Annotated in this window: 14 protein-coding genes; 8 read left to right on the top strand and 6 right to left on the bottom strand. The window is 52.3% G+C overall.

Annotated elements, in window-relative coordinates:
• Window position 1: 1 nt before the first annotated feature.
• The 4 genes from B7989_RS13415 to B7989_RS13400 all read right to left on the bottom strand — a co-directional run bounded on the left by B7989_RS13415 (window position 2) and on the right by B7989_RS13400 (window position 4212).
• Window positions 2–436 carry a hypothetical protein gene (locus tag B7989_RS13415; protein ID WP_088628975.1) on the bottom strand — a complete coding sequence of 145 codons (435 nt, stop codon included), beginning with the start codon at window positions 434–436 and terminating at the stop codon, window positions 2–4.
• A gap of 1 nt (window position 437) precedes the next feature.
• Entirely contained in the window at window positions 438–1247 is an 810-nt protein-coding gene (locus tag B7989_RS13410) for an FISUMP domain-containing protein (protein WP_158212930.1), read from the bottom strand.
• A gap of 103 nt (window positions 1248–1350) precedes the next feature.
• On the bottom strand, window positions 1351–2634 hold the full coding sequence (locus tag B7989_RS13405; RefSeq protein ID WP_088628973.1) for an FISUMP domain-containing protein: 1284 nt from the start codon (window positions 2632–2634) through the stop codon (window positions 1351–1353).
• A gap of 165 nt (window positions 2635–2799) precedes the next feature.
• Window positions 2800–4212, bottom strand: a complete 1413-nt coding sequence (locus B7989_RS13400) for a glycine--tRNA ligase (RefSeq protein ID WP_088628972.1) — start codon at window positions 4210–4212, stop codon at window positions 2800–2802.
• Between the two features lie 210 nt (window positions 4213–4422).
• Between B7989_RS13400 and B7989_RS13395 the strand changes: the two genes are divergently transcribed.
• Window positions 4423–5382, top strand: a complete 960-nt coding sequence (locus tag B7989_RS13395) for a peptidoglycan DD-metalloendopeptidase family protein (protein ID WP_088628971.1) — start codon at window positions 4423–4425, stop codon at window positions 5380–5382.
• An 18-nt stretch (window positions 5383–5400) separates the two neighbouring features.
• Window positions 5401–6315, top strand: coding sequence for a tRNA-dihydrouridine synthase family protein (locus tag B7989_RS13390; protein ID WP_088628970.1), 915 nt, complete (start codon window positions 5401–5403; stop codon window positions 6313–6315).
• Here B7989_RS13390 and B7989_RS13385 read toward each other — a convergent pair.
• Window positions 6312–7505 (bottom strand): sodium:proton antiporter, encoded by a 1194-nt coding sequence (locus B7989_RS13385; RefSeq protein WP_088628991.1) that lies wholly within the window; start codon window positions 7503–7505, stop codon window positions 6312–6314. The genes B7989_RS13390 and B7989_RS13385 overlap by 4 nt on opposite strands.
• 49 nt (window positions 7506–7554) lie before the next feature.
• On the opposite strand from B7989_RS13385, the gene B7989_RS13380 reads away from it, so the two are divergent.
• Window positions 7555–8397, top strand: a complete 843-nt coding sequence (locus B7989_RS13380; protein WP_158212929.1) for a type II secretion system protein — start codon at window positions 7555–7557, stop codon at window positions 8395–8397.
• A gap of 3 nt (window positions 8398–8400) precedes the next feature.
• Here B7989_RS13380 and thiH read toward each other — a convergent pair whose 3' ends face one another.
• Window positions 8401–9660, bottom strand: coding sequence for a 2-iminoacetate synthase ThiH (thiH, locus tag B7989_RS13375; protein ID WP_088628968.1), 1260 nt, complete (start codon window positions 9658–9660; stop codon window positions 8401–8403).
• A gap of 270 nt (window positions 9661–9930) precedes the next feature.
• Between thiH and rpsO the strand changes: the two genes are divergently transcribed.
• The 5 genes from rpsO (at window position 9931) to B7989_RS13350 (ending at window position 17326) form a co-directional block, all read left to right on the top strand.
• Window positions 9931–10203, top strand: coding sequence for a 30S ribosomal protein S15 (gene rpsO, locus B7989_RS13370; RefSeq protein ID WP_072978575.1), 273 nt, complete (start codon window positions 9931–9933; stop codon window positions 10201–10203).
• Window positions 10204–10260: 57 nt separating this feature from the next.
• The gene (gene pnp / locus B7989_RS13365) at window positions 10261–12480 is read left to right on the top strand and encodes a polyribonucleotide nucleotidyltransferase (protein WP_369829071.1); all 2220 of its coding nucleotides are present in this window, start codon (window positions 10261–10263) and stop codon (window positions 12478–12480) included.
• A 168-nt stretch (window positions 12481–12648) separates the two neighbouring features.
• The gene (locus B7989_RS13360) at window positions 12649–14349 is read left to right on the top strand and encodes an HD domain-containing phosphohydrolase (RefSeq protein ID WP_158212928.1); all 1701 of its coding nucleotides are present in this window, start codon (window positions 12649–12651) and stop codon (window positions 14347–14349) included.
• Window positions 14350–14377: 28 nt separating this feature from the next.
• Window positions 14378–16117 (top strand): (E)-4-hydroxy-3-methylbut-2-enyl-diphosphate synthase, encoded by a 1740-nt coding sequence (gene ispG, locus B7989_RS13355; protein WP_088628965.1) that lies wholly within the window; start codon window positions 14378–14380, stop codon window positions 16115–16117.
• A gap of 42 nt (window positions 16118–16159) precedes the next feature.
• Complete coding sequence (locus B7989_RS13350; RefSeq protein WP_088628964.1) at window positions 16160–17326, top strand: phosphoglycerate dehydrogenase; 1167 nt, start codon at window positions 16160–16162, stop codon at window positions 17324–17326.
• Window positions 17327–17454: the final 128 nt, after the last annotated feature.

Genomic DNA, 17454 nt, shown 5'->3' with positions numbered 1-17454 from the left:
CCTATTCCTTTGCCTTTGCCGCCTTAATTTCCTCCTGCCACTTGGTAATCAGCGGAGCTTCGGCGTACAATAAGTCAACATGCAAAGTCAGGCAGTGCGAAATCGACGTCATATACTGCGTATAAAGATAAGCAGTCTTTGTCTCGGCATTCTTGACGTACACAATGTTTGCGCCAACACGTCTAGCCTCTTGGCGTAAAAATCCGATCGTACCCACATCGGAACAACCCGAAGAGGCTTCCGTCTGGATTGTTCCGAGATAATTGAATTCGGGCGGCAAGACAGGAATCGCGCCAGCATTCACGAAAACGATCTCGGATAAGGAATCAAGCGGAGTCGGGTTTTCAGGCAAGCCGATAGAATGACGCGGAGGGCCAAAACATGCCGAAAGGGACAGCGCAAAGAAAACAAGAAAAACAAGTCCGATATATCTCATATCACCAATCCCCCACGCAACGTACGTTCATATAGTTGTCCCAGTCTGGGCCCCAAGTTGTGCCAATAATTGAGTTATGGTAATACAAGGTTATCGCATACGAGGAATGATAGCCGTACTTTTCACCCGTCCAGAAAGCAGCTTCCACGCCAAAATAGCTGATGTAGTTATTAAGGTATTCCTTGTAACCAGCCGGGTAGGCATTAAAGCCGAGTTCGTCGGTCCCTTGCGGGGCATCATCCGAGTAATCCCAATAATCTTTCGATTTCAGGACATAGCCGTAATCAATGCCGCCGATAAATGCAACAAGCTTTTCCACATCTTCTTCTGTAGGCATGCGCATTCCTTCGGGGCACACACTCGAATAATTGTCGCCACCATACGCAGCATCATCCCACCTGTAGTAACGTCCGCACTTGATTCCATAATCATCACATTTAGGATTGGTGCGACTATATTCTGTTTCGTAATCCAGGTTCTCCGCCATCCATACCAAATCTTTTAGAATAATCACTTTATATACTTTTCCATCGCGGCTATCAGTGATTTTTTCAGATTTTACCCTCTTGAACTTTTCATGGAGGGCTTTCATGGCTTCCGTATCTTCGTTGACATCGTACAATTTCTTGTCTGTGTCTGCACTACGCAAGGCCACCCAGTACCCTTTACTGCAGGCATAATCCTTCCCATGTTCATTCACATGAACGACAAGACCTTCTCGATCGTCGGTGCAATCGGGAAGATCGCCTCTTGCCTGGGCATTGTACGAAGGAGACCGATCATCGTAATTTTCCTTGGGAGCACTGCCCACATCTGTTGTGCAAGCCCCCAACAAAGAAACTAGCGAAGAGAACAGGAGATAACGTAATTTCTTCATCGTGATTATATATAGAATAAGCGAGTTTTAAAAAAAACTATTCTTCGATGCACCTGACCGAGAAGGCATTTTTGGCATCCTTCTCCTCTATCGAGATTTTCTCATCGTAATAACGCAGCCAAAGCACCGACTTGTCGCTCCCCCACATATAGGAACTGTAAGTCACATCGAAGTAATCTCCCGATTCGCGTCCACCCGCAGGCATGGCGTTAAAGCCCATATAATTCGTTCCACGAGAGCCCTTATCCGTCCAACCATCACGAGAACGCAAAGAGCTTCCAAAGCCGACGGCACCATAAATAGTCTGGAAATCACTCTTTGTCGGAAGGCGCCAACCTGCAGGGCAAACCGTTTGTGCAGCCTCGAAAGAATACAGACGGCCATACTTGTCGCAATTCTTTTCGTCATCGTTGTAGCACCAGCTATCATCGGTCTTCACCGCCGCATTTTCGGCCATCCAGTTTTGAGTTCCGATTTTAATCGTCTTATAGGACTTTCCGTCAATCTCCATTTGACCATAATCAAAAGGAATATTATCGAGGTAAGACGAATCCACGTCGCCTTCGATTTTTGCACTCTCGGTACCCATGGCGAGAACACAGCGAACAGACATTCCGTGGTCTTTGTAATAATTTCCATTATCCAAATGAGCGTTGTCGTAACGGAGTGTCCATCCGGAACTTGTAGCCGCATCTACCTGGGCACTTGACCAGAAGAACGCATACTTGCCTGCACTCATAAAGCCGCCTTCGCTGTTACGACGGCCAGCCGGGAGTGCCGCAAAGCCAGAACGATTGAGTGCCTTGGGAATATTGAGTTCTTCTTCCCAGCCCTCGACTGCCTTCATATCGGCTCCAATCGGATCCCCACCATTCATGAACATGAGATATTGAGCAAGGTTTTGCCAATCATCAACCGTAGGAAGTCTCCAGTTTTCGGGACAAATCCCATGCACTCCATACGTATAGTCATATGTGTACGTTGCAGAGCTGGAATTGTATTTCGATTCCAAATTCATTGCGGCAGTCCAGGAATACAACGGCCCATATTTTTCACAATCGCCGTCGTCTTCGTGGCACCACATGTTGCCTTTCAAATTGGGAGTCTTGGAGCTATCGGCATAACGTAGGTTTTCGGCCATCCAAAGTTGACCATTTACCTGAACCACGGAATACTTTTGACCGTCTCGATCATCCGTAAACTTACCATTGGTCAACTTTACCGACAAAGTCGCCGAATCATTCCAATCGTAATTGGCCGACTCATCATCGCAAGCCACAAACCACGCCAAACAAGCCAATGAAAGAACGAGTCTTTTCATATATCCTCCTTTCTCAAAACTTTACGTTCTAAATATAAACAAAAAGGAACCCGCGAGCGGATCCTTTTTGTGTTACATGAACAAATGTGATATGTGGAATGCGAGATGTTATATGAGAAATGTAAAATTACTCATTTCTCATTACACATTACTCATTCTTATTAATCAGCAGCCGAGCTTTGCGGACAGGTAAGCTTCGAGTTCGTCGATTTTCACCAGTTCCTGCTTCATGGAGTCGCGTTCGCGGACCGTCACGAAGCCGAGCTTTGCCGGATCGGATTCACCTTCGCCCACCGTGTCGAAGTCAACGGTCACGCAGAACGGCGTGCCGAGTTCGTCCTGACGGCGGTAGCGCTTACCGATGGACTGCGTTTCATCGTATTCCACGTTCCAGCGGTTGAGAAGCTTCTGGTAGAGTTCTTCGGCCTTGGCCTTCACCTGGCCCTTCTTCACGAGCGGGAGAACGGCAACCTTCACCGGAGCAATCTTCGGGTCGAAGTGGAGCACGGTACGTTCGTCGTTTTCGAGCTTTTCGACTTCATAAGCGTCGCAGAGGAGCACGAGGAGCAGACGTTCCACACCGAGGGACGGTTCCACCACGTACGGAATATAGCGCTTGTTCTGGACAGGGTCAATGTATTCCTGCTTGACCTTGGATTCGTTCTGGTGCTGCGTCAAGTCGTAGTTCGTACGAGATGCAATGCCCCAGAGTTCGCCCCAACCGAACGGGAATTCGTATTCGACGTCGGTGGTACCGTTGGAGTAGTGAGAAAGTTCTTCCTTGGCATGTTCGCGGAGACGGAGCTTTTCCTTGTTCACGCCGAGATCGTTCACGAGCCAGTCGAAGCAGTACTTGCGCCAGAAGTTGTACCAGTCAAGTTCGGTGCCCGGTTCGCAGAAGAATTCCAGTTCCATCTGTTCGAATTCGCGGGTACGGAAGATGAAGTTACCCGGAGTGATTTCGTTACGGAAGGACTTACCGATCTGGCCCACACCGAACGGAATGCGCGGGCGGACGTTATCGACAATGTTCTTGAAGTCAACGAAGATACCCTGAGCCGTTTCCGGACGGAGGTAAACCTTGTTGCCTTCGCCTTCGATCACGCCGATTTCGGTCTGGAACATCAGGTTGAATGCGCGGGGCTTGGTCCAATCGGTCTTGCCGCAGGTCGGGCATTCGATCTTGTTGTCCATCATCATCTGGTGGACTTCGTCAAAGTTCTTGCCGGCGCAGCAGCCTTCGCCGAGCTTGTCTTCCAAAAGTTGGTCGGCACGGAAACGTTCGTGGCAAGCGAGGCAGTCGACCAGCGGGTCAGAGAAGTTGCCCACGTGGCCAGAGGCCTTCCAAACGCGGGGGTTCAAGAGAATAGAGCTGTCGAGACCAAGCACATCCTGGCGGCTGGTCACGAACTTCTTCCACCAGAGGTTCTTGATGTTGCGCTTCAGTTCCACGCCATACGGACCGTAGTCCCAAGTATTGGCGAGGCCGTCGTAGATTTCGGAGCCGGGGAAAATGAAACCGCGGCGCTTGCAGAGGGAGATGATGTCCTTGAGGGCATCCTGAACTTTCTTTGCCATTATATAATCCTTTATCGGCTAATCTAGCCGGACTAGGAACCTACCTGGATGATAGGCCCTGACGGGGGCATAATTTAGAAAATTATACAACACCAATAAAGCCTAATTCCTCAAAAAAGCGATATATGTATATAACTACTTACATTCAGGATGACGCAAGGAAAATAAAAGTTTTAGAATCCCTAGAAATATATTATATTGCTGAAATCTATGCGAATGTTTGGTTTTCTACTGTCTATTGTATTGTTTTTTACAGCCTGTGCTTCAAACAAAAACACAGCCCAAGATATTCAGCCCACTACCGAGCCTGAAACACAGATTTTAGCACCTTCTGAAACGGAAAGCGAATTTACCGGCAACCCGATTCTTGACGAAGCCGACGCCGGCAATTCCGAAATCGCCGCCAACGACGTTACCGCAGCCGACTCCGACATAGAAGGCCCCGACGGTGAATCCGAAATGAGCCAGGAAGAAGCGGACGCCGAACTCGCCGCCGATATGGCTGAAGGCGATTCCGCATCGCTCGAAACGCTCCCCAAGCTGACGCTTGACATGACCACCGCCTTTGTGCCCACCGCAAGCCGCCGTATTTCGGCCCCTTACGGCATTCGCACCTACCGTATGCACCGCGGCGTCGATATGGGTCTTTGCCACGGCGAAGACCGCACCATTGTGGCCGCCTTTACAGGAGTTGTCACCAAGGTCCGTAACCAAGGCCGACGCAAGGGCTACGGCAAGTACGTCATTCTGGACCACGGCAACGGGCTCACCACGCTCTACGCCCATCTTGCCAGCTGGCAAGTCCATGTCGGCGACACCCTGCAAGCCGGCGATACGATCGGCGTAGGCGGCAACACGGGCCGTTCCTTCGGCGCCCATCTGCACTTCGAGATGAAGTATCACGGCAACTACATCGACCCGTCCACGATTTTCAACTTCGAAGAAGGCACCTTCCAGAGCGCCCTCATTACGATTGAACCGAAGGAAATGCTCGCGGTCGAAGACGGCTACCAGAAGGAACTTTCCAAGCACCGCTACTACAAGGTGAAAAGCGGCGACTGCCTCGGCAAAATCGCCCGCAAGTACGGCATTTCTGTAACGCGACTCAAGCAGCTGAACGGCATCAAGGGCAACACCATTCGCCCGGGTCAAGTGCTCCGCTGCTCGTAAATCGCGCAGTTCGTAACCATGCTCCCCATTCACTTTGCCCCACTCCAGGGATTTACCGAATCGGCCTACCGACTAGCCCACAGCAAGTTCGCCCCTGGAATCCATACCTATTACACCCCGTTTCTCAGGTTGGAAAAAGGCGAAGTCCGGGCCAAGGACCTCCGCGATTTGCAGACGGAGCACCCTTACCATCTCGTGCCACAAATCATCGTACGCGATGTCGAGGAATTCAACCTTCTGACCAAAGCCGTTACGGAACTCGGTTTCCAGGAAATCGACATCAACATGGGTTGCCCCTACCCCATGCAGACCAAGTCGGGCCGCGGCTCCGGAATCCTCCCGCACCCCGAAAAAGTCCGCGAAATCCTTGACGCCATAAGCCAGCTAAGCCGAGCAGCAAGCGCCCCCAAGTTCAGCATCAAGATGCGCCTCGGACACACCTCCCCGGAGGAATGCCTGCAACTGCTACCGCTCCTAAACGAAGCACCCCTCGCCCACATCACCCTTCACCCGCGGGTCGGAATCCAGCAGTACAAGGGGGCTCTTGACTTCGAGACGTTCGACAAATTTTACAGAGATTGTAAACAACCGCTGATTTTTAACGGCGACATCACCGACCTAGAACAAATGAAATTCATCGAGACCCGCTACCCGAAGATCGCGGGAATCATGATCGGCAGGGGCCTCCTCGCAAACCCGGTTCTCGCCGCCCAGTACGCCGGACTCCCCTGCAGCTCCGCGACCGAAACCTTGCTCAGAATCCACGCCGACATCGCTGCCGACTACGCCCGCCACTTGCAAGGAAACGCCCAAATTTTAGACAAAATCCGCCCTTTCTGGACGTATGCGGACCTTCCGAAGAAGACACGTAAGAAAATCGAGAAATCCAAGACCCTCGAGGAATACCTCGAAGCCGTCAACGAGTTAGCTTAGCCGTTCTCGGCCGAATCCACCGGTACCAGCCGCTTATAGGTTTTATCTATAAAGATGGCTCCGAGCGGGGCCGTCACCATAATCGCCACGGCCGCAAGCGTGAGCACGTTGTTGCCGCAGGCAAGCCCAAAACTCAGGGGCACGCCACCGATGGCCGCCTGCACCGTCGCCTTGGGTACATAGGCCAGCATGCAGAACAGGCGTTCCTTGTAATTCAGCGGAGTGCGCCACATGCAAATGGCCACGCCCGCCATTCGAAAGAACATGGCCCCGAGCACCACGAAAATCGCGCCGATTCCCGCCGTAAACGCATAAGCCACATCCAAGGTGCTACCCACCAACACAAACAAGATGATTTCGGCCGCCACCCAGAACTTGGTGAACTTGCCGCTAATGCGTTTTGCAAGTTCCGGATGCTTGCCGTAAATGCAGGCCGCAATGGCGACCACCGCAATCATGCCGCTGAACGGCACCACATGGCTAATGTCATGTTCCAACTCGTTCAACAAGAAGGCGAAACTCAAGATAATCAGCACCTTCACCGTATCGCGCATGTGCTTGTGCTTGAAGAACCACACCAAGGCATAACCGCAGGCCACTCCCACCGCCGCACCGAGGGTTATGGACACAGGCACCGAAAGAAAACTCGTCGCCGAGACGGATTCGCCCTTCAAAAGCGCCAAGAACGCCGCGAAAGTCACCAGCACATACACATCATCCAAGGAGGCTCCGGCCAGAAGCATCTGGGGAATACCATGCTTCAGCCCGCGCCGTTCCTCGCGCATTTTGAGCATTCGCGGCACCACCACCGCCGGCGACACCGCCGCTATGGCGGAACCCATGAGGGCGGCCTCCCAATAAGACACCCCCATCAGCGGCGGCGCAAGCAAAACGACACCCACAATTTCAATAGAAGCGGGTACAAAGCACATCAAGAGGGCTGCGCGGCCAATCCGCTTGAATTCCCGCATATCTAAAGTCAACCCCGCTCGCGTCAAGATAATCACCAGTGCCAACTGCCGTAAATCCGCCGAAATATCCAAAAAAGCCGGCCGAAGCAGGTTCAGTGCATGAGGTCCGAGAATAATCCCCGTCAGAATCATCCCTAGAATGCTCGGGAGCTTCAGCTTGACGAAAATCGAGCCTAAAAGTAACCCTAACAAGAAAATAAGAGCGAGAGAAGTCAACATAATGCAAAAATTTAGTGCCAAAAATAGAAAAACAGCTATATTTTGGCACATGAAGGAAAAAATCCATCTGAAACATGGTTTTACCATGATTGAAATCATGGTGGTCATCGTGATACTAGGAGTTCTCGCCGGAGTTGGCGCCCCTAAGCTTATTGGTTATACCGAAAGAGTCAAGGAAAAAGCAGATATGATGAAGTTGTATTATCTGCGAGATGCCTTGAACAGGGCCCTAATAGAAAATGAAGAAGCCTTATACCAAAGTTCTTTTGTATCCGGCGGAGACAGCGCAGCAATAGCCAACCTCAAAAAATTAAAAGACAAACTGGCAAGCGAAAAGGGTGTTGATTTATTCGTTATAGAAATGCACCCGAATAGGGAACAAAATATTCAGCATAACCACCCTAGCATTAATAGTGGTTCCGAAATGAGCAAAATTATTGGGAGCACTGGAGTTTGGTATGATGCTTTGAGAGATGCCGGATTTGAAGGAGTTGCAGATATTGTCGCATTAAGAAATGGTACCGTCAAAGGCAGTTTGGATAAAGATGGTGAAACCTACCGTGCATATTCCTATACAGATGATAATGGGAAAACTCAATATCGAACCACCCCCAGAAATCCCATTTTCATGAGCAAATTGTTGAATAGAGGAAAAAACGACGATTTGAAGAATATAACAAGTCAAGGTGATAACACCACGAATTACCGTCTGACAATGAGTTTCCAGTGGACTGATAGAAAAGAAAGCAACCACTCTGTAGAAGTCGCGTTGCTTCCCGCCAAGGCCAAAATGCGCGCCAATAAAACTAAAAAAGGCGGAGCTCTTATGTCCGATAACGGAGTCTGCTTCTCAACCTATGGAGATATAGGTTGCGCGGACTACTATTATTAACCGTTATACATACAAGTAATCGTTCAATACTGGCTGCAGGCCTTCGCCCGAAATGTCGCTGTACATGGCGTTGAAGCTGCGGCCATCATTTATTTCAAACTGCTCGTCGCCGCCTTCGCCGTCGTCGTGACCGCTGTACTTGCTTTCGTGGTCGCCAATGCCCGTAGAAACACCTGCAGAAACCTTCGTCGCCGCAATCTTCACGATGCCGTTGCGGAATTCCTTGCTTTCGCGGCTGGAAACCGTAATGCCCACGTACGGCAAGAAGATGCGGTAAGCGCAAAGCACCTGGCAGAGTTCCTTTTCGTGAACATCCAGCGGGTCGATTTTGTCGTTATTGATAATGGGGCGGAGTCGCGGGCAGCTCAAGCTCATTTCGGCATGCGGATACTTCTTTTGTAAGTAATACACGTGCAGTGCCGAGGCGAGCGCGTCGCGGCGGAAGTCCGAAAGACCAAGCAATGCAGAGAACGCCACGCCGCGCATGCCCGCCATCAGGGCGCGTTCCTGCGAATCGAATCGGTACGGGAACACGCGCTTGTGACCCATCAGGTGAAGTTGTTCGAAACGAACCTTGTCGTAGGTTTCCTGGAAAACCGTCACGTAGTCTACCCCGCATTCGTGCAGGTAGCGGTATTCGTCGACGTTGACCGGGTAGACTTCAATGCCCACCATGCGGAAATACTTGCGGGCCAGTTTGCAGGCCTCGCCGATGTATTCCACGCTGCTTTTGGCGCGGCTTTCGCCGGTGAGAATCAGGATTTCTTCCATGCCGCTGTCGGCGATGACCTTCATCTCGTGCTCGATCTGCTCCATGGTGAGCTGCATACGCTTGATGTGGTTGTAGCAGTTGAACCCGCAATAGACACAGTAGTTTTCGCAGTAGTTCGCGATGTAGAGCGGCGTGAAGAAATAGACGTTATTGCCAAAGTGCTTGCTCGTCTCGATTTTCGCCTTCGCGGCCATCTGCTCCAGGTACGGAGCGGCCGCCGGAGAAAGGAGCGCCTTAAAATCCTCGAGCGAGCAGCGTTCATGTTCCAGAGCGCGCTTGACGTCCTTGCCGGTGTACTTGCTGTAATCGTAGTTCTCGGATTCGGAAAGGACCTTGTCAGCGATGTCCGACTGGATCACTTCCATGCCGGGCAGGTAGTCCATTATATTAGTACGTGCACTAGGGTCGTTTTCGATGCGGTGCTTTTTCGCAAGCGCCCCTTCGGAAAGGTTGCCTGAATCAAACAGATAGTTGTTGTCTTTTCTTTCCACGGCGCGAAAATATAGAAAAGATGCCCAAATCTTGCTAGAAGTCGTTTTTTCCTAAAATTTTTCCCTTTTTTGCTCTATTTTAGCCCTAAAAAAGGAGATTCCCGGTCAAGCCGGGAATGACAAATCCGCTTTTTTACCTATATTTACGCGCAAATTGCATTTTTGCCTGGGTCCTGTGACCAGATTCGCCAATTCCACTGGTGCAAGAGCAGAGAAACTCGGACAAAAACATGTAATGAAACAACAAACACAAAAAAAGGAATGGCTATAATGGCTACTATCACTAAAGAAAAGGCTGCAGAAATCACCGCTAAGTTCGGAGCAAACGAAAAGGACACCGGTAACGTCCGCGTTCAGATCGCTCTCCTCACCGAGAAGATCAAGAACCTCACCGAACATGCAAAGACCCACAAGAAGGACTTCCACTCCCTGCGCGGTCTGTCCATGATGGTTTCTAAGCGCAAGAACCTCCTCAAGTACTACGGCGAAAAGGACATTATCGCCCAGCGTGCCTTGATCAAGGAACTCGGTCTGCGCGGCTAATTCTTCAGACTGGAGAAATTTATGTCTATTGACGCATACCATCAAAAATACGGCAAGATGCTCGACCCGAAGGAAGTGTCCGTAACGCTTCCCGATGGCCGCGTCATCACGTTTGAAACGGGCCGTATTGCCAAGCAGGCACGCGGTGCTGCAGTCGCCAAGATGGGCGATGCATTCGTGCTTTCCACTGTCTGCTACGGCGAAGAAAAAGAAGGTGATTTCTTCCCTCTCACTGTGGAATATCGCGAAAAGGCTTACGCCGCTGGTCGCCTCCCGGGTGGCTACAGCAAGCGTGAAGCTGGTCGTCCCTCTGACGAAGAAACTCTTTCTGCCCGTATCATTGACCGCCCGATTCGCCCGATGTTCCCCGAGAACTTCACGCGCGAAGTCCAGGTAATTGTGCAGGTTCTTTCTGCTGACCGCAAGTTTGCACCGGATGTGCTCGGCGTGTCTGCAGCATCCCTCTCTATCGGTCTTTCTGAACTGCCCTTCGAACAGCAGGTTGCCGCCGTACGCGTGGCCGTGGTCGATGGCCAGAACATCGTGATGCCCACCTACGAACAGATGGCCTGCGCCGATCTGGACCTGGTGGTCGCCGGTACCGAAGATTCCGTCTGCATGGTGGAAGGCGGTGCCTACGAAGTGTCCGAAGACACGATGATCAACGCAATTCTCGCTGGCCACGAAGCTATCAAGGCCATGTGCAAGGCCCAACAGGAACTGGTGGACCGCTGCGCCAAGCCGAAGATGGAGCTCAAGCCGCAGCACGTTGGCGAAGCCCACGAAAAGCTTCTCGCCACGGTGAAGGAAGTCGTGTGGGACGAACTGAACAAGGACGTCCACTCCAACATGGTGAAGACCGACTTCTATCCGGCTATGGCAGACCTCTGCGCGAAGATGCTCGAAGACGAACGCATTCTCGCCATCATCGGCAAGGACGAAGAACAGGATCCTGCTCTCGTTGCAGACGCTAAGGCAATCTTCAGCGACTACGAACGCACAGCCATGCGCGAAATGATCCTGAACGAAGACGTGCGTCTCGACGGCCGTACTACGACCGAAGTCCGCCCGATCGAAATCGAACTCGGCGTTCTCCCGAGCGCCCACGGTTCTGCAATCTTCCAGCGTGGCGAAACCCAGGGTCTCGTGGTCTGCACGCTCGGCTCCAAGGCCGACGAACAGCGCTACGAAAGCCTGCAGGGCGAAGGCTCCAAGAGCTACATGCTGCATTACAACTTCCCGCCGTACTGCGTGGGTGAATGCAAGCGCCTCGGCATGAGCCGCCGCGAAATCGGTCACGGTCACTTGGCCGAACGCTCTCTCGCCGCCGTTCTTCCGCTGCCGGAAGACTTCCCGTACACCATCCGCGTGGTTTCCGAAATTCAGGAATCCAACGGTTCTTCTTCCATGGCCTCTGTTTGCGGTGGCTGCCTCAGCTTGATGGACGCTGGCGTTCCTATCAAGGCTCCGGTCGCAGGTGTCGCCATGGGCCTCATCTCCGAAAAGGGTTCCGTGAAGGAAGGCGGCAAGATCAAGATCTTGACCGACATCACCGGTACGGAAGACCACCTCGGCGATATGGACTTCAAGGTGACGGGTACTGCCGAAGGTATCACTGCCTTCCAGATGGATATCAAGATCCGCGGCATTACGCCGGAACTCATGCGCGAAGCTCTGGAACAGGCTCGCCAAGGCCGTCTGCACATTCTCGGCAAGATGGCTGAACTCGGCCTCGCCGCTCCGCGTCCGAAGGTTTCCGAGAAGGCTCCGACCATGATCAAGATGCGCATCCCGACCAACAAGATTCGCGACGTCATCGGTTCCGGTGGCTCCGTGATCAAGGGCATGCAGTCTCAGACGGGTTGCACGATCAACATCGACGACGATGGCAACATCGACATTGCCGCCCCGAGTGGCAAGGCCGCTGCAGTTTGCCGCCGCATGATCGAAGAACTCACTGCCGAACCCGAACCGGGCCGCAAGTACAAGGGCAAGGTCAAGACGATCCAGCCGTTTGGCGCGTTCGTCGAAATCCTCCCGGGTCGCGACGGCCTCGTGCACATCTCCGAACTTGCCGACCACCGCGTCGATAAGGTCGAAGACGTCGTTCACGTGGGTGACGAAGTCGAAGTGCTCTGCCTCGGTGTTGACCCGAAGGGCAAGGTGAAGCTTTCCATGAAGGCTTTGCTCCCTCCGAAGCCCGCTGCCGAAGCACCGGCCGCTGAAGCTCCTGTTGCAGAAGCTCCGGCTGCACCTGAAGCACCGGCTGAAGCCTAATTCAGAACAAATTCTGTAATACAGATTGTTGCAGTCGTCAATCAAAAGATTGGCGGCTGTATCTTTTACACGCTTTTTAGACAGATTTCTTTTTGGTCCCCCACTCGCACGAGTAAATTTTAATTTATATTTAATATGGGGTGTGTTGTACAAATAGATGGGATTTGTATGGTCATTATTTTTTTGACGTTTTTAACTGTTGTCGCAGCGCTTAACTTTTGTCTGCAATACCGAGTCAATCCAAAGCAGACTGGCCCGTACCCGCTGCTCTTTTTCTGCGCCTTTATCGCTTGTTTAGGCCATCTGTTACTTGCTTTTTCGACCAACGTGGACCAGGCGATTCTTTCGAACAAGATGATTTATCTTGGTTCGATGTTCTTGCCCGTTCTGACCTTTAAGGCATGCCTTTCTATTTGCAAGATCAAGTTTCCGGCATGGAGCTACGATATACTCCTGTTGATTGTCTTTGTCGTCTTGGCTCTATCGATGACGGTCGGATTCAATGGATTCTATTACAAGACCATCAAGTTCATCCAGACTAACGGCGTAGGCAATTTTAGCGCCGAATACGCAATCGGGCACGACATATTCAATTTCGTCATGGTGGGCTTTGTCATCATCAACGTAAGCCTCATTGTGTTCGCCTTTATTAAAAAGAAAAACGTCTCGTTCAAGAGTCTAGTGGCGCTGTCTTCGATTGAAGCCGTATCTATTCTTTCGTTCTTTATTTCACGCGTGGTCGAAACCGACACCTTGGTCATGCCCGCGGTGTACGTGTTCGACCAGTTTGCGCTCCTGTATATTTGCTTTAGAGTCAAACGCTACGACGTGGAAGATATTATTTCGCAGGTTCTCGAAACCCAGAACACCGACAGTTACCTTCTCATTTCTACGAAAAACAAGTTCCTCGGTTGTAACGCGGTGGCCTACGAGACCTTCCCTGACCTGAAAAATTGCCGTATTGACCACTCCACCCCCGACAATTCTGAACTGAACCATTTGCTGATTGCCTGGAACAAGGAACTGAAACAAGGCGACGAGACTATAGAAAAGAAGTTTGAGCAAGACGGAAAATACTACAAGATTCTGCTTCGCCAGCTTCCGCTTTCGGGTTCCGAAAAAATCAACATGTTCCGAATCGAAGACGAAACCAGCATGCACAATTACATCAACATGTTGGGTACGAACAACGTGCGCCTTGAATTGATGCTCAAGGAAAACGACACGCAGATTCGTTCGATTCAGGAACAAATGGTCGTGGGTATGGCCCACATGGTCGAAAGCCGCGACAGCAACACCGGTAGCCATATCAAGCGTACAAGCCGCGTGGTGCAAATTCTGGTCGAATACCTGCGCAAGGACCCGACTCTTGGACAGTCCGAATTCTTCTACGACAGCCTGGTTTCGGCAGCCCCGATGCATGATATCGGCAAGATCGCAATCGATGACCGCATTTTGAGAAAGCCCGGCCGCTTTACTCCGCAGGAATACGAAGAAATGAAGGAACACCCCGAGAAGGGAGCCATGATTGTCGAAAACTTGCTCACGGCAGTGGAATCTCCGGACTTTGTGAAAATCGCAAAGAACGTCGCCCGATACCACCACGAACGTTTCGACGGTTTCGGCTACCCCAAGAAACTCAAAGGGACCGAAATTCCGTTCGAAGCCCGCATCATGGCCATTGCCGACGTGTACGACGCCTTGGTGTCCAAGCGTTGCTACAAGGCCGAAATGTCGTTCAGCGAAGCCTACGATATCATTATCGAAGGCATGGGCACGCAGTTTGACCCGGCACTAAAGGATTGCTTTATCGCCTGCCGCAAAAAACTTGAAGAATATTATCAAAGCTTGAGCGAAGACGAAGCCTAAATTGCGAAAAAATGCTATCTTTGGGCGCATGACAAAGTTTAGCGAATTCCCCTATGTTGCCGACCGCTTTAACGCAGTCCGCAGGGAAACTGTACAGGTTCGCGTTGGCGACGCACTTATCGGGGGCAATGCCCCCATTTTAGTTCAGTCCATGACCACCACCAAGCCCAAAGATGTGGAGCGCACGGTGGCCGAAACTTTGGCACTTGCCAAGGTAGGTTGCGGACTGGTTCGCATTACCGCCCCGACATTTGCAGACGCCCAGGGTCTCGAAGAAGTGATGAAGCAGGTGCGTGCCGCCGGTTGCAAGGTGCCGGTTTCTGCCGACATCCATTTCCAGCCGAAGGCCGCTTTCGAAGCCCTCAAGTGGGTCGAAAAGGTCCGCATCAATCCGGGTAACTTTGTCGACACAGGTATTTTGACACTCGACCAGCAGACGGACAAGTCTTTTGACGAAGGCAAGGAAAAGGTGGCCGAAGCCTTTACGCCGTTTGTGCAAGAGGCCAAGCGCCTCGGTCGCGCCATCCGCATCGGCGTGAACCACGGTTCCCTTGCCGCCCGTATGATTTACCGCTACGGCGACACGGTGGAAGGCATGGTGGAAAGCGCCATGGAATATTTGGCCGTGTGCGAAGCCGAACATTTTGACCAGGTGGTTTTGAGCCTCAAGAGCAGCAACCCGCGCATAGCCATTGCCGCCTACCGCATGCTCGCCGCCCGCATTAAGCAAGAAGGTTTCAAGCCGTACCCGTTCCACGTGGGCGTCACGGAAGCGGGCGCGGGTGCCGACGGACGACTGAAGTCGGCCGCGGGCATCGGCGCTCTGTTGCTTGACGGTCTTGCCGACACGATCCGCGTATCGCTCACCGAAGATCCGGTGGCCGAAGTCCCGGTGGCTCAGGAACTTATCAAGGCATGCGCTCTCCCGACAAAGCCGGTGAGCTACGCGGTGCCCGTTCTCGAAAAAGACCCGTACCACTACGAACGCCGCGAGACCGAAGTCGTGAAGGTGTCGGGCGTGGAAATCGGTGGTTCTAACCCGGTGAAGGTCGGCGTGAAAGCCGATGCGATTGCACTCACCGGCGAACGCCGCAATGCGGAATTCGCTCTCCCCTGCTTGAACGAAAAACCGATTGTAGAATTCAAGGACGCCATGGATATCGCGGGCTTTGCAGCGAATCCAGCTGCCGTGCCTGCCGGTTCCGTATTCTGCTACACGGGAGCCGAGATGGTTTCCGGCGTGCGCGCCCTTGCCGCCGCTTTGGAAGCGGCAGGTCGCAAAGACCCGATTTTACTTTACGCCAAGATTAATGACAACGAACGTGAAACGCTCCGCGTTTCCGCCGACATCGGAAGTCTCGTCACCGACGGTCTTGGCGACGCCGTCGTGATCGACGGTTACAAGGGCGCCAAGGAAAGCGTTCTTCTGGCCTTCGACATTCTGCAGGCTGCCTACTGCCGCCGCAGCAAGACGAACTTTATCAGCTGCCCGAGCTGCGGCCGCACCCTCTACGACATCCAGCAAGTCATGGGCAAGATCAAGGCCCGCTTTGGTCACCTCTCGGACATTTCCATCGGCATCATGGGCTGCATCGTGAACGGCCCGGGCGAAATGGCCGACGCCGACTTCGGTTACGTGGGCGGTGGCCCCGGCCGCATTACCCTGTTCGAAGGCAAGACGGCCGTCAAGAAGAACATCCCCGAAGAAGACGCCATCGAAGAATTGGTGAACCTCATCAAGGATCGCGGTCGCTGGGTAGAACCGTAACGAATCACGCAAAAGTTTTAAACATTAACAAAGGACAATACAATGGCAACTATTAAGACGATGAACAACATTTCCAAGAAAGGCCTGAGCCTGTTTGGCTCGTTCTACCAGGTTTCCGATTCTATCGAAAAACCGGATGCCATCTTGGTGCGTTCCGCCCAGGTTGATACCGACAACTTTGACGGCCTGCTGGCTGTCGCCCGCGCCGGCGCTGGCGTGAACAACATCACCATCGACAAGGCTTCTGCAAAGGGTATTTGCGTGTTCAACACTCCGGGTGCAAACGCCAACGCCGTTGCCGAACTCGTGATGACCGTGCTCGGCATGGCCGTCCGTAACGTGGACAAGGCTGCCGCATGGGTCAAGGGCCTCGACACCAACGATCCGGACCTCGCCAAGACCGTTGAAAGCGGTAAGAAGAAGTTTGCCGGTATGGAACTTGCCGGTAAGACTCTCGGCGTGATCGGTCTCGGCAAGATCGGCGTGCTCGTCGCCAACTATGCCCGTTGGAAGAACATGCGCGTGCTCGCTTACGAACCGTATCCGAACGCCGCCAACATGCACGAACTTTCCAACAAGGTTGAAATTGCCGACCTCGACACCGTGATTGCAAATTCCGACTTCCTCACCGTGCACGTTCCGTTCATCAAGGGCGTGACCGAAAACTTGCTCAACCGCAAGAACCTCGCCGGCTTCAAGGGCAGCTACATCATGAACTTCGCCCGCGGCGGTATCGTGGAAATGGCTCCGGTCAACGACATGCTCGCTTCTGGCTCTCTCCAGGGCTACCTCTGCGACTTCCCGGATGCAGACCTCATCAAGAACGACAAGGTCACCTGCTTCCCGCACCTCGGTGCTTCTACCGAAGAAGCCGAAGAAAACTGCGCCGTGATGGCCGTCGAAGAATTGAAGGACTACATCGAATACGGTTGCGTCCGCAATTCCGTGAACTTCCCGGCCCTCGTTGATCACCCGCATTCCGGCGTCAAGAGCCGCGTGGTGGTCATCAACCAGGACGTTCCGAACATGATTTCTGAAATCACGAAGGTGTTCGGCGCCGAAGGCATCAACATTGCTTCTTTCAGCAACAAGAGCAATGGCAAGATCGGCTACAACCTCGTTGACGTGGAAAGCAAGGTTGATGATTCTATCGTCGAGAAGCTCTCCAAGCTCGACAAGGTCATCAAGGTCCGCGTCATTCATTTTTAATACGAGTCGCTTGAGGCTCACGAAGACCGTTCAATTTTATTGAAAAAAGTGACCCGCCGGCATAGCCGGCGGTTCTTCATATACGGGCATAGCCCTAGGATACTAGCAACGCGTTGCACGCGTTGACG

Source organism: Fibrobacter sp. UWB5, assembly GCF_002210295.1.
Taxonomy (GTDB): Bacteria; Fibrobacterota; Fibrobacteria; order Fibrobacterales; family Fibrobacteraceae; genus Fibrobacter.
This window is presented reverse-complemented; position numbering and strand designations above follow the sequence as displayed.